The sequence below is a fragment of the Pseudoxanthobacter soli DSM 19599 genome (assembly GCF_900148505.1).
In the GTDB taxonomy this organism is placed as follows: Bacteria; Pseudomonadota; Alphaproteobacteria; order Rhizobiales; family Segnochrobactraceae; genus Pseudoxanthobacter; species Pseudoxanthobacter soli.
The window spans coordinates 616,113-641,812 of record NZ_FRXO01000002.1 but is presented as its reverse complement, the minus strand read 5'-3'; the positions used below and the strand labels follow the sequence as shown (position 1 = coordinate 641,812).

18 protein-coding genes and 3 pseudogenes are annotated in these 25,700 nt (G+C 65.7%); 13 read left to right on the top strand and 8 right to left on the bottom strand.

The window, feature by feature from the left end:
- Positions 1-92: 92 nt before the first annotated feature.
- The 5 genes from BUF17_RS07200 to BUF17_RS07175 all read left to right on the top strand — a co-directional run bounded on the left by BUF17_RS07200 (position 93) and on the right by BUF17_RS07175 (position 5,346).
- A complete protein-coding gene (locus BUF17_RS07200) occupies positions 93-431 on the top strand; it encodes a P-II family nitrogen regulator (protein ID WP_073626941.1) in 339 nt (112 codons plus the stop codon).
- A 643-nt stretch (positions 432-1,074) separates the two neighbouring features.
- Positions 1,075-1,413 carry a P-II family nitrogen regulator gene (locus tag BUF17_RS07190; RefSeq protein ID WP_073626938.1) on the top strand — a complete coding sequence of 113 codons (339 nt, stop codon included), beginning with the start codon at positions 1,075-1,077 and terminating at the stop codon, positions 1,411-1,413.
- Positions 1,414-1,460: 47 nt separating this feature from the next.
- Positions 1,461-2,798: an ammonium transporter gene (locus BUF17_RS07185; protein ID WP_073626936.1), complete on the top strand. Its 1,338-nt coding sequence runs from the start codon at positions 1,461-1,463 to the stop codon at positions 2,796-2,798.
- 318 nt (positions 2,799-3,116) lie between these two features.
- Positions 3,117-4,163 (top strand): HlyD family secretion protein, encoded by a 1,047-nt coding sequence (locus tag BUF17_RS07180; RefSeq protein WP_073626934.1) that lies wholly within the window; start codon positions 3,117-3,119, stop codon positions 4,161-4,163.
- Positions 4,164-4,254: 91 nt separating this feature from the next.
- Entirely contained in the window at positions 4,255-5,346 is a 1,092-nt protein-coding gene (locus tag BUF17_RS07175) for an FUSC family protein (RefSeq protein WP_073626932.1), read from the top strand.
- Positions 5,347-5,364: 18 nt separating this feature from the next.
- On the opposite strand, the gene BUF17_RS07170 is transcribed toward BUF17_RS07175, so the two are convergent.
- Positions 5,365-6,210, bottom strand: coding sequence for a tellurite resistance TerB family protein (locus tag BUF17_RS07170; protein WP_073626930.1), 846 nt, complete (start codon positions 6,208-6,210; stop codon positions 5,365-5,367).
- Between the two features lie 264 nt (positions 6,211-6,474).
- Between BUF17_RS07170 and ubiG the strand changes: the two genes are divergently transcribed.
- Entirely contained in the window at positions 6,475-7,245 is a 771-nt protein-coding gene (ubiG, locus tag BUF17_RS07165; RefSeq protein WP_244530794.1) for a bifunctional 2-polyprenyl-6-hydroxyphenol methylase/3-demethylubiquinol 3-O-methyltransferase UbiG, read from the top strand.
- Between the two features lie 4 nt (positions 7,246-7,249).
- Here the strand turns inward: ubiG and truA are convergent, their stop codons facing one another.
- The 3 genes from truA to def form a co-directional block, all read right to left on the bottom strand.
- Positions 7,250-8,014, bottom strand: coding sequence for a tRNA pseudouridine(38-40) synthase TruA (gene truA, locus BUF17_RS07160; protein ID WP_073626926.1), 765 nt, complete (start codon positions 8,012-8,014; stop codon positions 7,250-7,252).
- A gap of 118 nt (positions 8,015-8,132) precedes the next feature.
- Positions 8,133-9,089, bottom strand: a complete 957-nt coding sequence (fmt, locus tag BUF17_RS07155; RefSeq protein WP_175563635.1) for a methionyl-tRNA formyltransferase — start codon at positions 9,087-9,089, stop codon at positions 8,133-8,135.
- A 75-nt stretch (positions 9,090-9,164) separates the two neighbouring features.
- Positions 9,165-9,680, bottom strand: coding sequence for a peptide deformylase (def, locus tag BUF17_RS07150; RefSeq protein ID WP_073627273.1), 516 nt, complete (start codon positions 9,678-9,680; stop codon positions 9,165-9,167).
- A gap of 92 nt (positions 9,681-9,772) precedes the next feature.
- Here def and BUF17_RS07145 point away from each other — a divergent pair, with 92 nt between their 5' ends.
- Both BUF17_RS07145 and BUF17_RS07140 read left to right on the top strand, forming a co-directional pair.
- A complete protein-coding gene (locus BUF17_RS07145) occupies positions 9,773-10,939 on the top strand; it encodes a DNA recombination protein RmuC (RefSeq protein WP_073626924.1) in 1,167 nt (388 codons plus the stop codon).
- A 229-nt stretch (positions 10,940-11,168) separates the two neighbouring features.
- The gene (locus tag BUF17_RS07140) at positions 11,169-12,044 is read left to right on the top strand and encodes a DUF3825 domain-containing protein (protein ID WP_073626923.1); all 876 of its coding nucleotides are present in this window, start codon (positions 11,169-11,171) and stop codon (positions 12,042-12,044) included.
- A gap of 270 nt (positions 12,045-12,314) precedes the next feature.
- Here BUF17_RS07140 and BUF17_RS07135 read toward each other — a convergent pair whose 3' ends face one another.
- Entirely contained in the window at positions 12,315-16,691 is a 4,377-nt protein-coding gene (locus BUF17_RS07135) for an NACHT domain-containing protein (RefSeq protein ID WP_073626922.1), read from the bottom strand.
- Positions 16,692-17,033: 342 nt separating this feature from the next.
- On the opposite strand from BUF17_RS07135, the gene BUF17_RS07130 reads away from it, so the two are divergent.
- The 5 genes and pseudogenes from BUF17_RS07130 to BUF17_RS23195 all read left to right on the top strand — a co-directional run.
- Positions 17,034-20,243: a PDDEXK family nuclease gene (locus tag BUF17_RS07130; RefSeq protein ID WP_139282442.1), complete on the top strand. Its 3,210-nt coding sequence runs from the start codon at positions 17,034-17,036 to the stop codon at positions 20,241-20,243.
- 591 nt (positions 20,244-20,834) lie between these two features.
- Complete coding sequence (locus tag BUF17_RS07125) at positions 20,835-22,259, top strand: LLM class flavin-dependent oxidoreductase (RefSeq protein ID WP_073626921.1); 1,425 nt, start codon at positions 20,835-20,837, stop codon at positions 22,257-22,259.
- A 149-nt stretch (positions 22,260-22,408) separates the two neighbouring features.
- Positions 22,409-22,967: pseudogene (locus BUF17_RS07120) on the top strand (ABC transporter ATP-binding protein).
- Positions 22,897-23,319 (top strand): annotated as a pseudogene (locus BUF17_RS07115) (Mu-like prophage major head subunit gpT family protein); the annotation flags it as partial. The pseudogenes BUF17_RS07120 and BUF17_RS07115, both read left to right, overlap by 71 nt.
- 28 nt (positions 23,320-23,347) lie before the next feature.
- A pseudogene (locus tag BUF17_RS23195) lies at positions 23,348-23,536 on the top strand (hypothetical protein); the annotation flags it as partial.
- Positions 23,537-23,578: 42 nt separating this feature from the next.
- On the opposite strand, the gene BUF17_RS07110 reads toward BUF17_RS23195, so the two are convergent.
- From BUF17_RS07110 to BUF17_RS07100, 3 genes are all read right to left on the bottom strand, one after another.
- Complete coding sequence (locus tag BUF17_RS07110; RefSeq protein WP_073626919.1) at positions 23,579-24,076, bottom strand: RES family NAD+ phosphorylase; 498 nt, start codon at positions 24,074-24,076, stop codon at positions 23,579-23,581.
- A 5-nt stretch (positions 24,077-24,081) separates the two neighbouring features.
- Positions 24,082-24,432 (bottom strand): antitoxin Xre/MbcA/ParS toxin-binding domain-containing protein, encoded by a 351-nt coding sequence (locus BUF17_RS07105; protein ID WP_073626918.1) that lies wholly within the window; start codon positions 24,430-24,432, stop codon positions 24,082-24,084.
- 63 nt (positions 24,433-24,495) lie between these two features.
- Entirely contained in the window at positions 24,496-25,695 is a 1,200-nt protein-coding gene (locus BUF17_RS07100; RefSeq protein WP_175563634.1) for an MFS transporter, read from the bottom strand.
- Positions 25,696-25,700: the final 5 nt, after the last annotated feature.

Sequence of the window (25,700 nt, the reverse complement as noted above, 5' to 3'; positions counted from 1 at the left end):
CGGAAACGTGGCATCCTCCCTGCCGCCTGGACCGGGCCGCTGACGCGACCGCGCCCGGACGTACCGATTGCGCTCTGACGGAGTTTTCGACGATGAAGATCGTTTCCGCCATCATAAAGCCCTTCAAGCTTGAAGAGGTGCGCGATGCGTTGATCGGTATCGGTATCGTCGGCATGACGGTGACGGAAGTAAAAGGCTATGGCCGGCAGAAGGGGCACACGGAGATTTACCGTGGCGCCGAATATATCATCTCGCTGGTGCCGAAGCTGAAGATCGAACTGATCGTCGATGACGGTGTGGTCGATGACGTGATCGCCGCCATCGTCGGCTCGGCGAAGACCGGCCACATCGGCGACGGCAAGATCTTCGTCCACAGCATCGACCGGGCCGTGCGGATCCGCACCGGCGAAGAGGATCTCGCCGCGCTCTGACGGAACCGGGCGGCGACCTTCGCCGCCGCCTGCAGGGCGGAAATGTCGCGCCCCGCCGGGCCGGTGCCCGCGCCGGTCATTTCCGCGGCCGAAGTGCGCATTCCGGCACCGGGCCGGGCTTTTGGCCCGATTGAAACCCTGGGCTCCCGGTCCCTCCGAATCCCCCATGCGTCAGACACCCGCCTTCGCGGCCCGGACTCGGCCGGACGAGAGCGGCGTTTTCGCGGTACTGCTTCACCGCGCGCCTGCCGCCGCCGCGATGCGGTGCATGCGGGGCCGTCACGTCGTTGCGTCCGCGCGCGGCGTCCGGTCGGGCGCGTTCGTCGATCTCGTGAGCTTCGTTGAAGATCGCACCCAGCGGTAGCGCGCGGAAGGGCAGCCCCGGACGGGTGGCGGAGCACGGCCCGGCGGGCCGCCGCGGCGCGTGCCTCCGGCTTTTTATTCGCACGAATTGCGGATGCGGCGCCGAGTTGGCACGCGGTTTGATTCCTAGGAGCGCACGGGCATGCCGGGCACGGGGACTTCCCCTCGCGTCGGGCGGGACCCTTGGCGCCGGAGCAGGGCTGCGGTCGGATCGGCGGGGCGGCGCTCCGGGGCAAGCGATCTCGATCAACCTCTCCGATCAATACGAGCGGGAAGCACCATGAAAATCGTGATGGCGGTCATCAAGCCATTCAAGCTCGACGAGGTCCGCGAGGCCCTCATGTCCATCGGGATCCAGGGCCTGACGGTCACGGAAGTCAAAGGGTACGGGAGGCAGAAGGGCCATACGGAAATCTATCGTGGTGCCGAATATGCGGTGACCTTCCTGCCGAAGCTGAAGATCGAGGTGGCCGTCGCGTCGGACGCCGTCGACAAGACGGTCGAGACGATCGTCGGGGCCGCCAAGACCGGCCAGATCGGCGACGGCAAGGTGTTCGTCTACGCGATCGACCAGGCCGTCCGCATCCGCACCGGCGAGACCGACGCCGACGCGTTGTGAGCGGATCGCCTGGCCATTCCCCCCGAATTTCCAAGGAGAGAGAAGTAATGTCCCTTACGGCCCTCACGCGCCGGCTGCTGCCAGCCTCGGCGTTTACCTTGCTCGCCACGGGCGTGGCGTTTGCGCAGGATGCCGCGGCACCCGCCGCGCCGGCGGCTCCGGCCGTGCCGACGATCAACACCGGCGACACCGCCTGGATGATGGTTTCGACGGTGCTGGTGCTCCTGATGACCATTCCGGGCCTGGCGCTGTTCTACGGCGGCCTGGTGCGCACCAAGAACATGCTGTCGGTGCTGATGCAGGTGCTGACGATCACCGCGGTGCTGGTGGTCGTTTGGTGCGTGTACGGCTACAGCCTCTCCTTCACCAGCGGCAACGCCTTCATCGGCGGCTTCGAGAAGCTGTTCCTCGCCGGGGTCACGCCGGCCTCCGTCTCGGGCACCATTCCGGAATATGTCTTCATCTGCTTCCAGATGACCTTCGCGGCCATCACGCCGGCTCTGGCGGTCGGTGCCTTCGCCGAGCGCATGAAGTTCTCCGCGGTCATCCTGTTCGCGATCCTGTGGGCGACCTTCGTCTACTTCCCGATCGCGCACATGGTGTGGGGCGGCGCTGGCAGCCTGATCTTCGACTGGGGCGCGCTTGACTTCGCCGGCGGCACCGTCGTTCACATCAACGCCGGTGTGGCCGGTCTCGTGGGCGCCATTCTGGTCGGCAAGCGCATCGGCTACGGCAAGGAAGCGCTTCCGCCGCACTCCATGACCCTCACCATGGTCGGCGCCTCGCTGCTGTGGGTCGGCTGGTTCGGCTTCAATGCCGGCTCGGCGCTCGCCGCCAACGGCACCGCTTCGCTGGCGATGATCACCACCTTCACCGCCACCGCCGCCGCCATCGTCTCCTGGGCCGTCGTCGAGGCCATCGCCCGCGGCAAGCCGAGCATGCTCGGCGCGGCTTCCGGCGCGGTTGCCGGCCTCGTCGCCGTCACCCCGGCCGCCGGCTTCGTCGGCCCGATGGGCGCCATCGTCCTCGGCCTCGTCGTCAGCCCGATCTGCTACTTCTTCGTCTCCACGGTGAAGAACTCGCTCGGCTATGACGACAGCCTGGACGTGTTCGGCGTGCACGGCATCGGCGGCATCGTCGGCGCCATCGCCACCGGCATCCTGGTTTCGCCGGCTCTCGGCGGCGTCGGCCTCGACGGCTACTCCATGGGCCATCAGGTGTTCGTGCAGATCAAGGCGATCGTCGTCACCCTGCTGTGGACCGGCATCGGCTCGCTGATCATCTTCAAGGTCATCGACCTGATCGTCGGCCTGCGGGTCCCGGTGGAAGCCGAGCGCGAGGGCCTCGACGTCTCGTCCCACGGCGAGTCGGCCTACCACTACTGACCGGATGGTCTCACCGGCCGGGCCTTCGGGCGCCGGCCGGACCGAGGCAGCCGGTCCCCCCCCCCGCCTCGCGGGGCAGACACTCCCGGACGGCCCGCCGAGCGATCGGCGGGCCGTTTCTTTTTCGCCGGGCGCGCCCGGATTGTTTCGCCATGCGTCCGGATCGGCGGCTGCCACCTTCTGTCGCTTGCCCGCGCCCACGCCTTCCTGCAAAACAGTCGGATGCCCCGGGCCGTTCGGCCCGCCGGCGGCATCGCAAGCCTCCCGCGGCCGATCCGGCCATGGGTCGCGCCGTCCCGAAACGGAGATACGACGCGTATGCGGGCCTTCCTCCGCGATCATCTGAGTCTGGCGGTGATTTCCGGCGCCGTCGTGCTGTTCGTGCTCTACTACGTCGTCACCTCGTTCGTGCTCTATACGTGGGACGGGTTCGTGCTTTCCAACGTGGTCGGCGTCGCGCCCCAGGTGGAAGGCCGCATCGTGTCGATCGAGGCCCGGCGCAACCAGCCGGTCAAGGCGGGCGACCTGCTCGCCATCATCGATCCGCAGCCGTTCCAGATCGCCGTCGACAAGGCGGTGGCGAATGTCGAATACGCCAAGGCCAACGTGGCCGATGCCGAGGAACAGGTCTCGGTGGCGGACGCGGACATCGTCGGCGCCAAGGCCAAGCAGGCGGACGCCCAGCTGATCAAGGAGCGCATCGCGGCCATCGTCGGCAGCGGCTCGGTTTCCGAACAGGATCTGAACAACGCCGAGCGCGACCTCGACACCGCCAATGCCGCGGTGGCCTCGGCGATCGCCACGGCTGAGGCCGCGCGGCGGACGGTCACCGTGCGGCAGTCCTCGGTCAAGGTCGCGGAGGCGGAACTGGCGCTGGCGAAATACAACCTTTCGCAGACGCGGGTCGTGGCGCCCGCCGCGGGCGTGGTCGCGCCGTTCCTCGCCCGCGCCGGCGATTTCCTCAAGGTCGGCGATCCGCTGCTCGCCATCGTCACCGACACCGGCTGGCGGGTCGTGGCCAATGTCGAGGAGCAATATGTCCACAGCATCCTGCCGGGGCAGAAGGTCTATATCCGGCTCGCCTCGGACCCGTGGCGCATCCACACCGGCACGGTGCGCAGCCTGTCGCGCGGCGTTTCACGGGCCAAGGAAAGCGCGAACGTGATGCCCTATGTGTCGCTCGACACCAACTGGGTGCGGTTGCAGCAGCGCTTCCCGATGGAGGTCGATCTCGGCGACCTGCCGCAGCGCCTGAACCTGTTCACCGGGGCGGACGCCAGCATCCTGATGTTCGTTCGGCCGCAATCGGCCGACCGGGACACGCCGTCCGATCCGGCGTCGGCCGCCGAGGGGAACGCGCCGTGAGCCGCGGCGGGCGCTTTCCCGGCCATGTCGCCCCGTCCGCGGGCGGGGCGTGACGGCGATGGCCGCCGCGGGGGAATTGGCTTCTGGGGCAGTGGCCGGGGATGGCGCCGCGGCGTCCACGGCCGTGCAGCCGCCGCTGCCGTTCCGCCACACGCCCGGCTACCACGCGCTGGTGCTGGCGCTCGGCGTCTGGGTCGCGGTGATGGCGTCCTTCGTGCTGCATCTGCCGGACCCGTGGTGGGCCGGCATCTCGGCCTGGATGATCGGGCAGGCCGGGCAGGACCGCAAGGCGATGCTGGACAAGGCATCGATGCGCTTCGCCGGCACCATCATCGGCTGCATCCTCGGCTTCGAGATCGGCGGCCGGCTGATCGGGTTCGGGCCGCTCGCGGTCGCGCTGGTGATGTCGGTGGTGTTCTGGTTCGCGACGCGCAAGCGCTTCACCAGTCCGCATTCCTATGCCTGGCTGGTCGCCTGCCTGACATTCGCGATGTCCGTTCTGGGGGCGGTGGGCAATCCGGCCGATCTTGCCGCGTTCGTGGTCGCGCGCGGGATGGAGATCACGGTCGGCATCCTCGGCACCACGCTCGTCGTGCTGCTGCTGGCGCCGCCGGCACGGCCGCCCGGACCGCAGAACGCCGTCAAGGCGCCGCCGGGATCGGTGCAGGCGATGGAAATCGAGCATGTCGCCATCATCAGCGCCGTGACGGCGCCGGCGATCATCGGCCTCGTCATCCTGCTCGACCTGCCGAGCGCGATGCAGATCTTCGTCAGTTCCATCGCCGTGACGGATAGAAGCCTCGGCACCATGCAGACCAAGGCGCTGCAGCGCCTGATCGGCTGCGTGCTGGGCGGCGTTCCCGGCATCGTGCTGGCGCTGCTGCTGCCGGGTCACCTGTTCCCGTGGTCGCTGGCGCTGTTCACGGGCATGTTCCTGTTCACGTTCCTGCACCAGGGCGATCCGAAGACGTCCTATTTCGGCACCCAGGCCGGCATCGCCTTCCTGATGGGCCTGATCACCGGCTCCGGCCCGCCGACCAGCATCGGGCCGGTGCTCGAGCGCGTGATCGGCATCATGCTCGGCGTCGCCATCCTGCTGCTGGTGACGATCGTGCTGAAGCCGCTGCTGGCCGGGCGGATCCGCGCCGGCCGTCACGTCGTCGTCGAGACCGAACGGGCCTGAGACGTGGGCTGCCGCCGCTCAGGCGGCGGTCGCCGCGGCGACCGCGTCCTCCAGCGCCGCCTTGAGGCCGGGATCGAGCTTCAGACGGGCGGCGAGCAGCGCGAGATAGGCCCCGCCGACCGCCGTGTCGCCGTCGAGCACCAGCAGCGAGGCGGCGTAGATCTCGGCGGCGAGTTCCGGCGTCGTGGCGCTGGCGACCACGCCGTCGATGTCGAGTGGCTTGGAGAGTTCGGCATCGAGGAAGGTGCGCTCGTCGGCATCGATGTCGAACCGCTCGAGCTGCGAGAGGATGCGGGCCTTCTCGGCGTCGTCGACGTGGCCGTCGGCCTTGGCGGCGACGATCATCGCGTGCACCAGCGTGTGGGCGAGGGCCTGTTCGCCGCCCGGCGTGGAGCCGGGATGGAACGGCGTTTCCGGCGGCGGCAGCACCGGCACGGAGGTCGCCTGCCGGGCGGCGGCGGGCGCGGACGCCGGGTGGGACGCCTGGGGCTGCGATTGCTGGCCCGCCTGCCAGTTGCGATAGGCGGTGTAGGCGATCGCGCCGACGGCGGCGAGGCCGCCATAGGTCAGCACCTTGCCGCCGATCTTGCGAACCTTCTTGGAGCCGAGCAGCACGGAGACGAGGCCGCCGGCCAGTGCGCCGCCGGCAAGCCCGCCCAGGCTGCCGCCGCCGAGAGAGCGGCTGGCCGCCCCGGCCTTGTCACCGAGCCCGCCGAGGCTGCCCTGGATCGCCTTGCCGATGTCGGAATTGGCGAGGCCCGACAGCCCGCCTTGCAAGCCACCTTGCAATCCGCCCTGCAATCCCCCCGCCTGTGCGCCTCCCGCGCCGAGGAACTGGTCGAGAAGCTTCTTGGTATCGATCATCGGGGTCGGTTCTCCGGGGTGAAGGGCAGGCGTTCGATTCAACGCAAAGGTGGAGAGGGCCCGCGGCACGCGCAAGCCGGCTCCCAAATCCGTGATCGGCGGCGCGCCGGGCGGTTCGGTCCCGGGGGCGTTCTTGTCTGGCGTTCTCGCCTGTCGTTCTTGCAGGACGGACCGTGCTCCGTCGGCCCGCGCCGATTTCCTCCCGCGGCAAAGCCCTCTATGGTGCTGGCCCGAACGATCCGATGTCCCGAGGAGCCGAACGCCGTGACCGAAGCCGAATCCCGCGCGCCGAGCGTCGATCCCGCGGAGGTCGCCCGCTTCTCGGCGATCGCCGACGAGTGGTGGGACGTGCGCGGCAAGTTCGCGCCGCTGCACCGCTTCAACCCGGTGCGCATCGCCTACGTGAAGAACGCGATCTGCCGGCATTTCGGCCGCGACGAGATGGATACCGAGGCGCTCGGCGGCCTCTCCATCCTCGATATCGGTTGCGGCGGCGGCCTGCTCAGCGTGCCGCTCGCCCGCCTCGGCGGTCGGGTGACGGGCATCGACCCGTCGGAAACCAACATCGCCGTGGCGCGGCTCCACGCCGAGAAGGTTGGCCTCGACATCGACTTCCGCGCCGTCACCGCCGAGGCGCTGGCGGAGACGGGCGCGCGCTTCGACGTCGTGCTCGCCATGGAGGTGGTGGAGCACGTCACCGACGTGCCGGCCTTCGTCGCCTGCTGCGCGTCGCTGGTGCGGCCGGGCGGACTGATGTTCGCGGCGACGCTGAACCGAACCACCAAGGCGTTCCTGCTCGCCATCGTCGGCGCCGAATATGTGCTGGGATGGCTGCCCCGAGGAACCCATTCCTATTCGAAGTTCGTCCGCCCGGAGGAACTGGAAGCCGCGATGACGGACGCCGGGCTTGCGATGGTGGAGCGCACCGGCGTGACGTTCGATCCGGTCAGCGGGCGCTGGACCCGCAATCCGCGCGACCTCGACGTCAATTACATGCTGCACGCCGAGCGGCCGCGGGCGCTTTCGGCCGCGTGAGCGCTCAGGGCGCCGGCGGCCGGGCCGTCTCGCCGTAATCGACGCGGATCAGGCTGAGCCCGTCCGGCGGCGCCACCGGGCCGCAGCGGGTGCGGTCGCGCGCTTCGAGCGCGGCGGCGAGGTCGTCCGCCGTCCATTTTCCCTCGCCCACCTGCACGAGCGATCCGACCATCGAGCGGACCTGATTGTGCAGGAACGAGCGCGCCGACGCCTCGACGGCGATGCGCTCGCCGTCCGCGATCACCACGAGGCGTTCGAGGGTGCGCACCGGGCTCTTCGCCTGGCATTCGGCGGCGCGGAAGGTGGTGAAGTCGTGCCGGCCGACCAGCACCCCGGCGGCGGCCGCCATCGCCGCCGCGTCGAGCGGCTTCGGCACCCGCCAGATGTGGCCGCGATCGAGCGCCGCCGGGGGGCGGCGGTTGAGGATGCGGTAGCGATAGTGCCGCTTCACCGCCGAGAACCGCGCGTCGAAGGCGTCGTCGACCGCCTCCGCCGCCAGCACCGAGATCGGCTGCGGGCGCAGATGCGCGTTGATGGCGTCGCGCACGGTATCGGTGCGCCACGGCCGCGACAGGTCGATGTGCGCCACCTGGCCCTCGGCGTGGACGCCGGCATCGGTGCGGCCCGCGCCGGAAACCGTGACGGTTTCCCCGGAAAACCGCGTGATCGCCGCTTCCAGCTCGCCCTGAACCGACGCGCCGAAGCCCTGGCGCTGCCAGCCGACGAACGGGCCGCCGTCATATTCGATGGTGAGCTTGTAGCGCGGCATCGTCTTCGTTATGTTCCGCTTTAGTTCTTATTTTGGTCTAGTGAGCCGGGGAAGGATACCCGCAATGGGGCCCGTTTCCGCCGTTCGTTCTTCCTGTGGTTGGCCGGGCGGCGCGCCTTCAGGCGAGCGCGCTTCCGGCGGGCACCGGCGTGCCGCGCAGGAAAACGTCCGCGGCCATCGGCGCCTTGCCGGCGCGCTGCACCTCGACAAGGCGGACCGCGCCTTCGCCGCACGCCACCGTCAGCCCGTCGTCGAGCACGGTGCCGGGGGCGGCCGTGCCGGAAAGGGCGGTGGGGGAGACGACCGTGCGCAGCACCTTCAGCCGCTCCGGCTTGCCGCCGATGACGAGCTCGCAGAACGCGCCGGGGAACGGCGACAGGCCGCGGACATGGTCGTGCACCGCCTGGGCCGGCCGCGTCCAGTCGATCCGCGCTTCCGCCTTGTCGATCTTGGCGGCGTAGGTCACGCCCTCCGCCGGCTGGGGCTCGCTGCCGAGGCTGCCGCGGGCGAGCGCGGCGAGCGCGCGCACCATCAGGTCGGCGCCGAGCCGGGCGAGCCGGTCGTGAAGCTGGCCGGCGGTCTCGTCCGGGCCGATCGACACCCGCTCGCTCAGCGCGACGGGGCCGGTGTCGAGCCCTTCGTCCATGCGCATCACCATCACGCCGGTTTCCGCATCGCCCGCCATGACGGCGCGGTTGATCGGCGCGGCGCCGCGCCAGCGCGGCAGCAGCGAGGCGTGCAGATTCAGGCAGCCCTCGGCCGGCAAGGCGAGGATGGCGGGCGGCAGGATCAGCCCGTAGGCGACCACGACCGCCACGTCGGCCTCATGCGCCGCGAATTCGGCCTGGGCCTCTTCGGTGCGCAGGCTGCGCGGGGTGAACACGGGGATCGCGAACCCCGCGGCGAGATCGTGCACCGGCGAGCGCCGCTCGGCCATGCCCCGGCCGGCCGGCTTCGGCGCGCGGGTATAGACCGCGACGACCTCATGGCCCTGGCCGAGGATCTCGACCAGCGTCGGCACCGCGAAATCGGGCGTGCCCATGAAGACGATGCGCAGGGACGTCGAAGCCGGCATGGGCGGCGAACCTCGGGTTTGGAGAAGGGCGCGGCCTCGCGCGCCGCGGGGGCGCGGCCGGTGCCTCCGCCCGCCTCAGCGGGTGGAGAGCCGCGCCTGCTTCTGGAACTTCTTGATCACCCGGTCGCGCTTCAGCTTCGACAGGTGGTCGATGAACAGCACGCCGTTGAGGTGGTCGATCTCGTGCTGCAGGCAGGTGGCGAGCAGGCCGTCGGCCTCCAACTCGCAGTCCCGGCCCTCGCGGTCGAGGAACCGCACCCGGACGCGGGCGGGGCGCTCCACCTCCTCGTAATAATCGGGGATCGAGAGGCAGCCCTCGTTGTAGGCCGAGATCTCGTCGGAGCTCCAGACGATCTCCGGGTTGATCACGCCGAGGGGTTCCGGCGGCGTGCCGTCCTTGGCGATGTCGATGACGAGCACGCGCTTCGGCACCGCGATCTGGATCGCCGCGAGCCCGATGCCGGGCGCGGCATACATGGTTTCCAGCATGTCGTCGACGAGGGTTCTCACCGTGTCGTCGACGGTTTGCACGGGTTCGCTGCGCTGCCGGAGCCGTGCGTCCGGCAGCACGATGATGTCGCGTTTTGCCATGGCCGCAGACATAGGAAATGGCGCGGTTGCGGTCAACGAATCGTATGCGGAATCGCGGGGCCTGCCGGCCGCGCGGGGAAGGGAAGGCGGACATGACGTGGGCGGATGCGGTGCCGGTGGCGCTGGGAATCGGCGGGCGGGTGTTTTCGGGCCCCGTGGTGCTCGTCGGGGCGGTGCTGGCGCTGGGGCTGGCTTTTTTTGCCGGCTACCGGCTGGGGCGCCGCGCGGGCTTCGTCGGCGACGATGCCGGCGCGCTCGACCGGCGCCTCGCCGAGATCGGCCGCGCCCAGTCGGAAACGGCCGGGCGGCTTGCGACAATGGCCGAGATCTTCGGCAGCCGGCAGGCCGACCTCGCCCGCGCGCTGACAGAGCGGCTCGACGGGCTCGGCCACCGCATCGGCCAGTCGATGACCGAGAGCACCCGCGCCACCCACGAGAACCTGCGCCGGCTGGCCGAGCGGCTGGCGGTGATCGACCGCGCCGACCGCACCATCGGCGAGCTGACCGGCCATGTGGTGGCGCTGGAGCGCATCTTTTCCGACAAGCAGGCCCGCGGCGCGTTCGGCCAGGGGCGGATGGAGGCGATCGTGCGCGATGCCCTGCCGGAGGGCGCCTATGCCTTCCAGGCGACGCTGTCGAACGGCACGAGGCCCGACTGCGTGATCCGGCTGCCGAACGGCCAGCCCGCGCTCGCCATCGACGCCAAGTTCCCGCTGGAGGCGTGGAACCGGGTGCGCGCCGCCGAAACCGCCGAGGCGGTGAAGCTGGCCGAGGCGCAGTTCCGCCGCGACGTCGGCAAGCATGTCGACGATATCCGCGCCCGTTACCTGCTGCCCGGCGAGACCCAGGACACGGCTTTGATGTTCGTGCCCTCCGAGGCCTTGTTCGCCGACCTGCATGAGCGGTTCGGCGACGTGGTGGACCGCGCGCTTTCGGGCCGGGTGGTGGTGGTGTCGCCGTCGCTGCTGATGCTGTCGATCCAGGTGGTGCAGTCGCTCTTGCGCGACGAGCGGATGCGCGAGCAGGCACACATCGTGCAGGCCGAAGTGCGCCGCCTCATCGAGGATGTCGGCCGCCTCGCCGACCGCACCGCCGCGCTGGAACGCCATTTCGCCCAGGCCGTGCAGGACGTCGACCAGATCGCCATCTCCGCCGACAAGATCGCCCGCCGCGGCGCCCGCATCGAAAGCCTCGAACTCGGCACGGCCGCGCCGGGGGTGGGAGAGGAACCGGCGCCGAGGCGGGGGGCGAGGGGGTGAGGGGGGCATATGAAGGCGAAGTCGTTTTTGGATTGAGTTTGACTTATAGCATGCCGCGCGGCTGCTTTCTCATCGTCGGTTTGCGACCCCATTGCGGACATTTGAGCATCAATAGTGCCATCCGTGAAGCCGCCGTTCCCATTGGTGGGTTCTGCGTCGCTAAAAAAAATTCACTCGTTTGCGTTTTCTGGTTATCTAGAATTGAAACTCGGCTTTGGGAGGATAGCGAATGAGAATTTTTGATTTTGCTCGAGTAGCCGATTGGGATGACCGCCTTGCAACGCTCGCGGAACTTGCCGAGCCGGAGCGCTGGAATAATCGTCATCTTTCTTCTAAAAACAATTACCCCATTCTTGACCGTTATGTGGCAAACACTTTCATCAGAGCGTATGATCAGCAGAAGATCGTACTCGCCGATCATATTGCGTGTTTCAATACTGGACTTCTCACTCCTGGACAGGAAGAAATTTTTGGAGTTTTTACTATCTCCGAAACCTACGATAGGTCTCGACCCGCAGGACAGGAGAACAAAAAGTGGTGGTTGAAGACTTGGGCTAGGTCGGGCGACCGAGTCCTGACTGACTTTATGGAGTTTCCGGCCCTCGTCGAGTACTGGAGCGAACCAAAAGATCTGATTTTTGATCCGAAGCTGCAGGTCCAGCTCAATCTGGACCATATAATTCGCGACAACCTCAAGAGATTCCCTGAAGAACTCGGTGGACAGGTCGGAAAAGACGGTAGACCAGTCGAAGAAGAACCTGAGGACGGCTCAGAGGCTGAGGCCGAGGCAGCCAACGATAAGCAGATTCCGGTTGCAACACGAAATGCACTTGAAGGGGCAGTCAAGCAAAGCATACGATTAGCAAAGAGAAGCTATCGAATCGCTGTTCCCCAGTTCTACAGAAATAAAATTCAACTTCTGCTGCCAATCTACCTGAGAGACTCGAATGAGCCAGACCTCGCACTGACGCTTGAGCGTCATGGAGGGTGGTACAGGGCGGCCACCGTCCTTTATATGGATTGGGCCTACAGCCACGCTCGACTTCTTGCGCGGCCAAACAGCGAGTGGCTCGGGGGCTTCAAGTCCGGCTCTCAAGATGCTTGAGCTTGGACGGTATAAGCACTGAATAGCCGGATACACTTTGGCGCTAAAGTTGCGATCTCCAGCGGTCGTTTCTTGAAGCCTCCATCCTGCAAGCGGACTGTCCGCTTCCCACCCCCCCAGCAGGTCATGGCCGCGGGAGATGCCCAACACCAGCGAAACGGCGCAATCGGGGCCGTGAACAGACTGGCGGCTTTGCGATGAGAGAGCCGGAAAAGCAGACGCACGCTCCCTTTCGGGCCGACATTTCGCCCGGATCGTTCACCTACAGATTCAGCTCCCGTCCTCGGCGTCGAGATCGGGCGTCAAGATCGGCCAACGGCGCCCTGATGCAAGATCGGGATGACGTGGTTCCGATTCTGGCGCACCGTACTCGTCCCGGAGCTTATCTATGATGTTGAGACAGCGGGTGGCGGGGTCATCCTTGCCGCCGCTGCCCGTCATCGCCAGCAACTTCCGGCGCAGCTCGACCGCCGGGACGGGCACGACATTGTAAGCGCCTTCCCAGTTCTCGGCCGGCACGTGCTCCGTGACGGCCCTTTGGATCGACTGCCACGTCATGAACGAACGTCCGGTCTTCATCTCAAAATCAATCAGCATCACTACGCCATCCGTGTCAGGGGCTTCGGCAACTGCGCTAGCTAGCAAGGCAAGCTGCTTCGTTGTCGGCCCATCCTTCAGGAGGTCATAGGCATAGGCGCGAACCTCGGAGAACTCCGAAATCAAACCACCCAATTCGCGTTGCCAATGCCACCCGTCGTATGACTTGCCGTCGAGCGCGCCGCTGACGGTTAAGTCAACAAGGCGGCGCGCGGCGGATACGGTGCCGAACCTCAACGCGGTCGCGCGCCACTGATGGTTCTGGTAGAGACGCGGGTCTGCTTCTGCGAGCGTGAAAGTCACGTCTTCTGCGTCGTCCGAGCACGAACTGCTGAGTCCGCCGACCATCTCTTCAAGCATTCGTGGTTCGCGCTGCGCGTCCGGCATGACGCTCACGATGGCGGGCAGATCGGTGACAGGTGTGGCGAATGGCAAAAGGCGCAACCAATCGCGTAGCTGATACGCGTCGCTCTGAGTCAGAATCCAGGTCTCCTTCTTGGCCGCCTCAAAGGTCTCAGCTATGCCGTGGGCCACGAGCTTGATGTCGATGTCCTCGCCAGAGATGATCAGCGACAATAGCAAGGCTGCGCGCGCCTGCCTCGGCGCGAGAGAAATAAGCTTCTGGATCGTCGCGTCACGCTGGCCGTGCGGGAGCCGTGCCCCGACAATGCCGAGCGCAACTGCCAGCTTCACCTGCGCATCCGTCGAACCGTCGACAATCAAGGTCTCGATTGCGTCGAAGATCGCCTCTGCCTCGACCGATGTCGCGGCGGGATCGCCGGCGCGCGCCTCGCGGCGCGCTTCCACGCGCGAGAAATCTACGCCGCTGCGGAACTTCTTGTCGTCCTTGGGTTCGTTCGCCTCAAACCACTGGGCAGCCAGCACACGCGCCGCCAGCTCACCAAATTGCTCATCCGTCAGGTATTCACGCATCAGCGCAGAGGTCTCCGGCGCATTAATCGCCAAAAACGCACGTTGGTACTCGTGCATGTGCGGATGCTGCGCTTCGTGTACAGCGTCGCGATCCTTCCAGCCGCCCGCAGTCGCTTTTTCGTGGAAAGCCCGATAGCGGCGTAAGTTGTCGTCAAGCAATCTCTTCAAGGACGGAAGATGTGCGACGGACGGTGCGTGGCTCATCATCGTTGCAATGGTGGCCACTCGCCAACGCTTCTCATCCCCAGCGGCGAGCATGCGCTCGGCCCATTCGCGCGCCAGCACTCCGATTGCGGTCAAGCCATCCTCTTTGAAGGGGCGCGCCCGCTCATCGCCGCTAACGATCTCGCGAGAAAACAATTCGGCCAGCTGGGCAAGTTCCTCATTGCCGGCATCTGCCGCCCGCGCCTGAACAGCTGCCACTAGACTTGCGCCCGGCGTGTGGCCGATACGGTTTCGCAGACCGTGAAAGCGATCACCCGCCGCCTGATTGTACTTCCCGCTGGCGTCGCGCACGACCTTCCCAGCGGCAAGATACGCGTCGATCAGCCGGCCAACAGCGTTTGGTCCCAGCACTGAAGCGGCGGCCTCGGCGCGATCGTCGTGGCGGCTTGCTTCTTCGAGAGCGATCCCCAGCAGCGCGTCGTCCTCAAGGGCAAACCCGGCGGCCGCGAGAATATTGTCCGCGCCGTAGAAGAGTTGGCGGTGTTCGCGCACGCGTCGCAGCAGCCCGTTAGCGAGAGCCTCCGGATATCGCTTTCGCGCTTCATACAACAAGTGTATTTCGCCATCGCGTTTCCGGTCGATCTCCATTTCGGCGATAATCTGAGCAACCTCGGCGTCGCGGTCATCTCCGCCCGGCGCGTACACGATCGTGCGCAGGCGCTGGAAGTTCGAAATGCCAGCAGCCTCGCGCCGTTCGCGCGCGCGCCGGAGTTCCCGCTGTACGGCATCGGCTGCAATATCGTCGAGGTGTTCCTTTTCGGCGAGGATGTCGTAGGTCGCGTCGCCGGCATCAGCGAGCAAGTCGGCGACGTGGCGATCGGCCCCTCGAAATGAGAGCGCGTCGACCACCGTCGCCTTTACGTCCGAGTCGCTGTCAGTCTTCGCGATTGCGGTCGCAAGGTCGAGTCCGTCGATTCCGCCACGCGATGCGATTTCATGCAACACATTCTTGCGAATGTCCGGTGGCAGTGCTGCGATGCGCGCCAAGGCATCGCTCCCAAGCACAGATGGGCGAAATTGCTTCGCCGCCCGGAGGGCGGGCAAGTGTACTTGGGTGTTCGCGTGCGAAATAAGCGGCCAAATAAGATCGCCGAATTCCGGCCTGCCGGATGCGATCATGAAACGCACCGCGCGATCCACCTTGCCGGGCGCGAGCCACTGCTCGGCGAGGCTCCGCATTTCGGTGGCGATCGGTGCCCATACCTCGTCGGAGGCGCGGAAGATCATCTCGCTCCCGAGGACAGGATCGACGTCAAAAGCTGTGCGGATGGCCGCGCTGCATGCGGCTTTATGCACGGCGTCGCCGCGCGCGCTCCGTTCGACGGCGAACAGGACTGCTTCCTCCCACGGGCGCTGATCGAACACGTCGGCCTTCAGTTTCTCCCGTGCTGCCGGATCGCTGACGGCTTGTAGCATCAGTCGTTCGACGTAGTGAGAGGCGTACCATTCCTGAAATTGCTGGTGCTGGAACGAATAGCCCGGCGTGTCGCCGGAGCGAGTCAGAACGTGATTGCTGACAAGCGTGTCGAGCAAGGTGTCCGGCTGTGTGGTGATGGTCATCTGCCCATCGGCCATCAGGCCCCGCGCGGTCTTGGCAACTGCTTTCCGGGCGTTGCTATCCGTGATCGCGGTGTTGGCCGTTGTCGTAGCGAACACGGCGAGATTGTCTAAATAGTCCTGCTGGAAGCCGAGAGCCACGGCATGAAGCGCCGCGGCACGACGGGCTTCCTGCTCGTGCGCTGCAACAAAGCGCCGTAGCACTTCTTCCTTTGTCGTCGGAAAAAGTGCGCCATCTGGCAGCGACAGCAGTGCCGTGAGATACAGAGGGATGGTGACGAGTTCGCGGACGCCCGCTGTCCGCCAGGCTTGATCGACGAGCCGTGCGCCATCCTCGCCGCGCATGGCGCGCGCAATCTCCATTTGCTGCTCGTCGTCAAGCGGCAGCAAATCGACCCGAGTCCCACCGAAAGGAATGTCGAGGGCCTGCCTGCGCGTGGAGATGACAAGACCGAGTTCCGGCAATTCAGTCTTGAGGGCAGTGATTTGCACACGCGCGCGTTCGCGTGCGGTGGGATCCAGTTCGTTCCAGCCGTCAAGAAGCAGCACGACGCCAGGATTCATCGCGACGGTGCGGAAATCCTTTTCCGAAATGTCGTGAAATGCAGGACGTTTCAGGATGGATGCCAGCAGCGTGTCGACACCGGTGGCCCAATCGCCCAAAGGTACGATAAGCGGTGTGCAGTTGCCCATTTCCAACACTCCTTCAGCGATCTGAAAGAGTGTCGTCGTCTTTCCCATTCCAGGCGCTGCGACAAGCATAAGGTCGTCCAACGTGGTCACGGCGTTTGCGAGCGCGCGAGTGCTCAGCGCCTCATCCACATGCTTCACCTTCAATGTGAGCGTGAGCGCCACGTTTGTGCCCGGCCATTTGGGTGTTCGGCGGAACACGGCCAAGTCGGCTGAGGCCGCTGCTCGAAGGCGGCGCCCCAGGTCGTCCGGCGTGGGCGCTTGCATGTCGGGCCCATACGGCACGTTGTGCATCACGCTTCGCCACGAATCCTTGTTCGTCTGTCTCTTCCACCTGCGCAACACGTCGACAGTGAATATCGAATCCTTGGCGTCGACGGCACGCCCGTGCACGTCGCAGAGCCAGATGCCGTTATCGGCGGCTGCGCGCTCGTCGGTAGTCATCTGCGCGTCGTAGCGGGGACCGCCAGGCGAGGCAGCGCAGATATGGGAGGCTTGGCCGATATTGATTTCACCCGCGCCATCGGATGTGGCGGCGTGGGTCAAACGGCGGCACGCCGGGTTGGAGCAATGGCCGCGCGCTTGCCGCTCAATGGCCCGTTTGGTTGCGGGCGAAAAATCGTCTCTGCTCTTACTCTTGGCCATTGCCGGCTTGCTCGGCTGAGGTCGCTTGGACACGCTCGGACGGCTGCCCTTTGATCGGAATACTGTCGATGTCTGCAGACATCAAAAGCAGAGACGCATACCCCGCTGCTCCGACGACATTGCTTGAAGTTCCGCCAATCGCAGCCTGCGCTACTGTGGCGAAATCAACGTACCCAGTTCGCAGATGCTTGATCAAGCCGGATACATCCGATTGGAGGACCGGGTCAAAAGCATTGATCCGCCGGCCTGGAGCGATATCAGCGAAGCAGCCAAGTTCGCGATATAGGAAGCCAGACTTAAGTCCACCACTGGATTGAGACAGCGGTTGCCGGATCGTCCGAAATGAGGCGCAACTGCTCGTTGCCGATCGGCGGCTCCACGTTCGCTTTTGCCAAGATCCTTTGCGGACAAGCGGATCAAGCCGGACTATCTTCGCCACCGATTGTGCACTTCACGTCTGACACGCTCATGGATTTCCGCTCGAAACAGATTGCGCCGCCCCGCGATTGGCCTGTCTTTGAAGACCTGTGCTTGGCCCTTTTCCGCGCCGAGTGGAGCGACCCTCTCGCTCTGAAGAACGGCCGCACTGGCCAGCCCCAACATGGAGTTGATGTTTATGGATCACCTCAGTCCACGCGCGGCGAATTGTACGGCGTACAATGCAAGGGCAAAGAGCGCAATTATGGGCGCAAAGCGACCATTGACGAAGTTCGTCAGGAGCTAGCCAAGGCAGAGAAGTTCGCGCCGCCGCTGGCCCACTGGATCTTTGCGACGACCGCGCCGAAAGACGCGAGCCTACAAAGAGCCGCGCGCGAGTTTTCGGCCGAGCGCGTGAAAATGGGAACTTTTTCCATAACGGTGCTTTGCTGGGAAGATATTCAGTTCTTGCTCGCGCGGCATCCCGACGTCGTTGAGGACTTTTACCCAGAGCACGCCTACGACATCGCAGGCGTGTTACGTGCGCTTCGTGAGCTCCCTTCGGGTGAAGAAGTTCGCGACCTTCGAGAGCACATCAAGCGGCTGATCGAGCCGCAGCAACCGAACGCCCGGCGCCAGGATGACGGGCCATGGGATCTAGTGTCGTTTGAAGGCCAGCGCGACCTCGGCCCCGCGCTGCTTGGCCGCGGACTGGGGCCTACCGATGCGACCGCCTGTCCTCGTTTGCAGGAAGCCGATATGATCGTTGCGCAGCTTCGGCGTGCATTTTCTGTCAGGCTTGTGGGCGGCCCGGGCAGCGGAAAGTCCGTATGCGCGTATCAAGCCGCCGAGGAGTTTGGCGCGGGAGGATGGATTGTTCGCCGCCTGCGTGATCCGCGCGAAGATGCCTTCCCGATACCCGCGGACGATCCATGTTTGCTCTTGGTTGACGACGCGCATTTGATGCCGCGGCCAGCATTGCGCCGAGTCGAGGAATCCGCCAACGCGAGACGTCTGGTTCTTTCCATTCACAACGGCGTGGAAGATGGCCCGCTCCATCGCGGCGCGATCGTGCTCGATGCCAAACGTGCCGTGAGGACGATCGCCGCCGGATTGCTTCTGCGTCCGGAGCAAACGCTCATCGCGGTGCGGCGCGCCGATGATGATGTTGGCTTAGATCATCTTAAGGAGCCGCTTGAGAGACGGATTGATCACGCCGCGGCCCATTCGGACCAGCCATGGCAGTTCTGTTTCGTGCTTGGCGGGGGGTGGAAACGCGCGAAAGAGGCAGCTGATGCGGCGCGTGTCGCCCGCACCGATCTCGTCCTCGCGGCGGCGGCGATCATCCAGCTTGCCGCGCGCGACGCGCCGCTGCTGTCGGCACGCTTGGGCGATTTTTGCCGACAGCATGGGATCGCGGATGAGGATTGTGGGCGGGCAATTTCGTGGCTCGCCGCGCAACGGCTTTTTCTATCAGACACAGATTGTCGCTGCCCTCACCAGCGATTTGCCCTCGCCGTGCTCGGCGGAATTCTCGACGGACAAGATGAGTTGGGACGCTCCGTAGTTGGCCAGATGCTCTCGGCTGCTGTGCGCGAACCGTCCTTTCCGACCGCGGGCCTTCGCATACTGCTTCACGAGCTGCTGTTCCTCGGCCACTGCCGGCGCTGGACTCGCTTAGTTGACCAGCAGGCACTGGAGCCATTGATCGCCCGAGGCTGGCAGGCTACCTCGCCCGAGGAGCGCGCCTTCGCAGCGCTGCTCTTCTCGGATCTGGATGCATACGTCGATGGCTGGTACGAGCGCCTTCACCAGCGCGTCTCCACAATTGGAGAATGGATCACGACGGCGTCACCTCCCGCCGCTTACGGACTCAAGGACTTGATGAATGCGCTGCATAACGAACATCCACACATCGCCGCCGATATTGTGAATACGGTCAATCCGACTGCAATCGCCCAAGCAATCTCGAATGCCACACCGGAAACTGCAGATCACGCCGGTGAGCTGATCAGAGCAATCGGCCGAAAGCGACCCGACAAATGGAAATCGACCTTTGAGGCGGCGCTGAGGCGCGAGCGGCTTGTTACCCTCGCGCGATCATGGCCAAGCACCGCGCCTTTATTAGCCTTCGCCCGGTTCTGTTCCGCCATAACTGCCTGGGACGATGATCTTGGCCTTGCGATGGTGGAGGTCTTCACCCCCTCGGCTCGTAAGGCGTTTGCTGACAACCCGGTTTCTGCCTTTCAAGCGTTGGAAGATATCGCGGACCTGGTGTTGCGCCTGTCCGATCCCCTCGGAGTGTATGTTGGCAAGTTCGCGCCGAACCGGCGGCGGTTCGCGCTGGCGAACGCCATGTGTGCAGAACTAAAACCCAAGATCCTGGCAGCCCAGCTGTCTGAGACCCCGCGGCTCGACTTCCAAGACGCCACGTTCTTTCTGGCCTTCCTGAAAAAGGCGTCGAACGCAAAATTCAGGGCTACTGTGGAGGCGATCGATTGGCCCCGCATCGGCAAAACGGTCGGCGAGAATTGGGCGAATCTCTCCCATCAGGACGAAATCTTCCTGACGGTTAGCTATTCAAGCGGGCGCGCCCGTGGGCTGATTGCCGCGATGGTTGCCGAACATCTGGAGAGCATAGAGAAGTTCCCGCTGCGCCTTGCCGTGATGATGCCCGAAGTGGCTATTCGCCATATTGAAGCAGGCAAACGGGTACGGTTCAGTCAGCATCAGCATTTCGAGTTTCAGTTCGGTGCGATCTTTCTTGCACAGCTTTCCAAACTGCGTCCCGATCTCGTCGAGCCTGCGCTCGCTCCCTTCGAGAATTTTGCCGGTGAGGCACTGTCTGGCCAGAATTCCAGCTGGTTTAGAGACGCAGCTTTGTTTGTAGAAGTTCTTCGTGAAATTGCACCGGTGAGCCTTCAGCGTATTCTATCCGCGGTGGACGTTCAAAAGGCAGAAGCCGGATGGCTTGATTCTCTGTCGAGGCCAGGGAGTGCTCAAGACGCCGTCGCCCGCCTTATCGAGACGGCATTTGCGCGGGACGATGCCGTGGGCGAACTGGCGCGGAGGTTGCGCCGCCGGTACCCAAGCCGTTCAAGGCCGAAAAAGCAGAAAAATCATCTCCGAATGTAGGCGTGACGTTGATCCCCGAAGCCACCGGTTAGTGGCCCTGAGCCATCGATAGAAACGCGCGCCAGTTCGGGCATTCCGGCGTCTGGTTTTGGGCGAGCAGTGAACGAGGCTAGAAGTCTGGTATGGGGGCGCGTTGCCGTCGAAGTACAGTAGCCTGCTGAACGGCCGCTTTCCCACCTTCGGCGCCCATAACCGGTCAGGCAGGAATCCACCCCAAAGGAGACGCGTTCGCGGCCTTCGCTGAGCACGTTCCCCCTCACTTCCGCCTTCCACTGAGCCACCCCGGCAAAATCCTCAATGGCGTCGCGTTTCGCGAAGAATGGCGAGGCGAGGGCTCGGCGCGTGTTCCCAGCCCACACCAGCGGATTGAGATGTGGATGCCGAAGGGCCGGCCTCCGCTCGTGACGTCCGAGCGCAGCGGGCTGCGGGTCATCGCGCGTTCTCCCGCGGCGGCCCGGGTGAGGGGAACAGATTTCTCACTTTTTGGTCTATTTAGGCTATAAACGAACTGTATTGATGTGATCCATCCGTCCATGATCGAGCCCAGTCCCGACGGCCCTCCCGGCGATCGGGCCAGTTCCGGGTTTCGAGATGACGCGCCAGATCCGCTTCAATGCCTTCGACATGAATTGCGTGGCCCACCAGTCGCCCGGGTTGTGGCGGCATCCGCGCGACAGATCGTGGAAATACAAGGACCTCGATTATTGGCAGGATGTCGCGCGGACGCTTGAGCGGGGCATCTTCGACGGCATCTTCATCGCCGACGTTATCGGCTATTACGACGTCTACAAGGGCAGCAACTTTCACGCCATCCGCGAGGCGGCGCAGCTTCCGGTCAACGACCCGTTGCAGCTCGCCGCGCCGATCGCGCTCGCGACCGAGCATCTCGGCATCGGCATCACCGCCTCGACCTCGTTCGAGCACCCGTATACGTTCGCCCGCCGCATCGCCACCGCCGACCACCACACCAAGGGCCGCGTCGGCTGGAACATCGTCACGTCCTATCTGGAGAGCGGCGCGAAGAATATCGGCCAGGGCGGCCTGCGGCGGCACGACAACCGCTATGAAGTCGCGGCCGAATATGTCGAGGTGCTCTACAAGCTGCTCGAGGGCAGCTGGGAGGAGGGCGCCGTCGTCCGGGACCGCGAGCGCGGCGTCTTCACCGATCCGTCGAAGGTGCATGAGATCGGCCACAAGGGCCGGTTCTTCGAGGTGCCGGGCTATCACCTCAGCGAGCCTTCGCCGCAGCGCACGCCGCTGCTCTATCAGGCCGGCGCGTCGGGGGCCGGCAAGACATTCGCCGCCGAGCACGCCGAGTGCGTTTTCGTCTCGTCCCCGATCAAGTCCGTGCTGAAGGCCTATGTCGCCGATATCCGGCGCCAGGCCGCCGCCGCCGGGCGCGATCCCCGCAAGATCTACGTCTACAACCTCGTCACCCTGATCGTCGACGAGACGGACGAGAAGGCCGAGGCGAAGTTCCGCGAATACCAGTCCCACGCCTCCTATGACGGCGCCCTCGTGTTCATGTCGGGCTGGAGCGGCATCGATTTCGGCCAGTACGCGCCGACCGATCTCGTCCGCAAGGTCGAGACCAACGCCATCATCTCGATGGTGGAGACGTTCGCCGGCGGCGAGAAGTCGTGGACCATCGAGGAACTGGCGGCGTGGGGCGGGATCGGCGGCGTCGGTCCCGTGTTCGTGGGTTCGCCCTCCACCGTCGCCGACATTCTCGAACAATGGGTGGCGGAGACCGACGTCGACGGCTTCAACCTCGCCTATGCCGTGACGCCGGAGACGTTCGAGGACGTGGTCGGCTATCTGGTGCCGGAGCTGCAGCGCCGCGGCGTGTATCCGACGGCCTATCGTCCGGGCACGCTGAGGGAAAAGCTGTTCGGGGCCGGCCCCTACCTTCCGGCGTCCCACCCCGCCGACCGCTATCGCGACATCGAGGCGGTGAAGCGCCGCGAGGCCGCGGCCCGCGCGTCCGCCCCGGTGCCCGAGACGGTCGAGGGCTGAGGCGATGGCGGACCCGATCCTGAGGCTTGAGAACGTCTCGCTCTCGTTCAAGGGCATGTCCCGTTCAGATCGGATCGATCTGAACGACAAGGATATGCTCAAGCTTTTGAATCTGGAGCGATTTCTGGTCGATCTGATGATTCCCTCAGATCGGAAAGCCCCAGGGCATCAAGGCGCTGAACGCGCTCAGCTTCGCGGTCGAGCGCGGCGAAATCTGCGCCCTGATAGGGCCGAACGGAGCGGGCAAGAGTTCGCTCCTCAACGTCATCAACGGCATCTACCGCGCCGACGGGGGCGACGTCGTGCTCGACGGGCATCGCTTCGTGCGCTTCCGCCCCGGTCAGGCGGCGCGGCTCGGCTCGGCTCGGCGTCGGGCGCACCTTCCTCGTCTCGACGCTGCCCTACGGCATCCAGAAGCGCGTCGATCTCGCCCGGGCGCTCGTCGCGCGGCCCCGCCTTCTGCTGCTCGACGAGCCGATGGCCGGCATGAACCAGGACGAGAAGCGGGAGATGAGCCGGTTCGTCCGCGACGCCAACGCGGCCTTCGGAACCACCGTGGTGCTGATCGAGCACGATATCGGCGTCGTCATGGGGCTGTCCCACCACGTCGTGGTGCTCGATTACGGCCGCAAGGTCGGTGACGGCACGCCGGAGGACGTCCGACGCAACCCCGAGGTCATCGCCGCCTATCTCGGCAGGGTCCACTGAGGCTCCGTCATGTCCTTCTTCATCGAGACGCTGGTCGGCGGCCTCCTGGCCGCTGATCTATCAGCCGCGGCGGAAGTTTGCCTTCACGTCTCTCAGCAGCCTGACGGACGATAGCGTATTCCGCCGCAACAAGTTCACCTTCGGGACCGATGGCCGCTGCAACGCTGGCTTCGGCATGTGGCAGCTCGCTTATTGCCCGAAGGCCGAGCTGACATCCGCGAACTACGAGGCGGCCCGCGCTGCAATGATGGCTCGCTTCAAGCGGGACGGCTCGCCTCTCACGGTGCGGCCGAACCTCCTCGTGGTGCCTCCGGCACTCGAAGGCGCCGCCCGCCGGTTGCTGATCAACGACCGCAATGCAGGCGGCGGCAACGAGTGGAAATGCGCGCACGCTCAGCTCGCACAATCCACGCATCTACAAGGATCGCATCGTCGGCGATTATGTCGTGAACGGCGCACGGCCGCCCTTTCAATGGAGATCGGGGCGATGGGGGAATAGGGCTTGTTCGAAGAGCGCAGTTGAAGGGATATGGACTTTGCGTCTTGTCCTGAAGGAGCTGGCACATTGATGCCCGGCGCGAGGTGTTCGGCGGAAAAGCCCGCTGAACCCGTCAGCGCGACAGGCGGTTCTCGTCGTCGATCAGAACGAGCCGGGCCGGGCGGTCGTCTCCCCACCGCCAGAGAACGAGATTCAAATCCTCCGCGCGGGCGCCCGGGGCGAAGCTGCGGACCAGCAGGCCGTTATAGCCGGCGCCGATGAGGCGGCGGGCGAGCGACTGCGTCTTCGCTTCGCCGCTGCGCTTCATCTGATCCCGCCAGGTCATGTCGGCAATTGCCGCCGCATCCATCTCCACGGCCGCCAGCGCAGCGTCGTCCCGGCAATCGAACAGGCCTTCGATCTCCGCCTCGTAGGCGACGAGCGTGGTCGGCTGGAGATTGCCGACCTGGTTCGCTTCACGCAGCGCCGTCATGATCGACAGCGAGGTGTAAAGCGCGGGCACGCCTTTCGGATTGAAGCGTCCGCCATACAACGCCGCGCCGCGCCCCGACAGCGGCTCCCGGGCATGGATGGGGTTCAGGGCGCGGTAGAGCTTGCCGTGATGGTGCAGGGTGATCAGGCGTGAATTCCAGCGTCGACAGCGTCGATATAATCCAGCACGTCGTCGGCCCGGCCGCTGCGCACGAGCTGCATCGCCGTCTGCCCGGAGAATCCCGACAGGGGTTCCGAGCGGTACCAGGCATAGGCCATCAGGGCCGAGCCGAAGCGCGGCTCGACCTTGTTGATGACCTCGATCATCTCGCGCAGTCGGCGCTGGGTCCTGTCCGACCGAATCCGGTCGCGGCGCTGGATCGCATCCTTGCCGAGGCCGGCCGTGCGGGCGATTTCCTCGCTCGTCGTCCGGAAGGCTTCCGCGATCCGCCGCGGCGCGAAAAGGCCGTCATCGGCATATTGGGCGAGGCCCATGACATCGACCCCTTGTCTCAGTCCACTCATATTGACGCAAGATAGCGTCAGAAAGAGCGGCATTCAAGGGATGGCCGTGGACGGCCGCCCGCGCGCGGTCCGGCAGACGGCAACCATGCCGGTGCCCGCCGCGGCGCACAGCGCGCAGGCGGCGAAGATGCCGGGATAGTCCAGCCAGGCAAGCACCAGGCCGGCCAGCGGCCCGGTCACGGCCAGCGCGAGATCGAGGAACACGGTGTAGAGGCCGAGCGCGGCGCCGCGGCTGGCGGCCGGCACGCGCTTCATCAGCTCGATACCGAGCGAGGGAAACACCATGCCGAAACCGAGCCCGGCCAGCGCGCCGCCGAGCAGGGCCGGCAGCGGCGCCCAGGCGAGCCAGATCAGCCCGAGGCCGAGCGTCTCCAGCCCGAGGGCGAGGGCGGCGACGGTGAAGCCGCCGACGCGGTCGATCTGGCCGCCGAACAGCACGCGCGAGCCGGCGAAGCACAGCCCGAACACCGAGACCAGCAGCGAGGCACCCTTCCAGCCGGCGGCGAGGAACATCAGCCCGCCGAAGCTTGCGACGGCGCCGAAGCCGATGGCGCCGAGGGTCAGCGCCGCGCCGAAGGGCAGCACCAGCGCCAGCGTGCGGCCGGCCTTCGCACGCGCGCCGGGAATGATCGACGTCTCGCCATGGCCGAGCGCGACGGCAAGGCCGACGAGCGGCGCCAGCACCGAGACGAGGCCGACGCCCCACAGGCCGGCTGCGCCGAAGGCGATCCCGCCGATCGGCGCGCCCGCCGCGATGGCGCCATAGGCGGCGACCCCGCCCCACGACATGACCTGCGCGGTATGGGCGATGCCGACGCGGCCGATGTTCCAGGTGATGGTGGCGGTGCCGGAGCAGCTTTCGCCGAAGCCGAGCAGCAGCCGGCTCGCCACGATGGCCGCATAGGCGAGGAGCGGCATGGCCTGCAACGCCCCGGCGCCGGTGAGAAGAAGGCCGGCGACGAGCGCGGCCACGAGGCCGTAGAGCACGGTGCGGCGGGCGCCGATAGCATCCGACATGCGCCCGGCCAGCGAGCGCGTCACCACGGTTGCGAGGAACTGGCTGCTCACCGAGAGGCCGGCCAGCACCGGCCCATAGCCGAGTTCGTCGACGACATAGGCCGGCAGCACCGCCAGCGGCACGCCGACGCCGAGATAGGTGCAGAAGTTGACGAAGGAGATCGGCAGGATCCGCAAGAGCACCGGCCGCTCGCGGCGCGTCGGCAGGCAGGACACGGCGC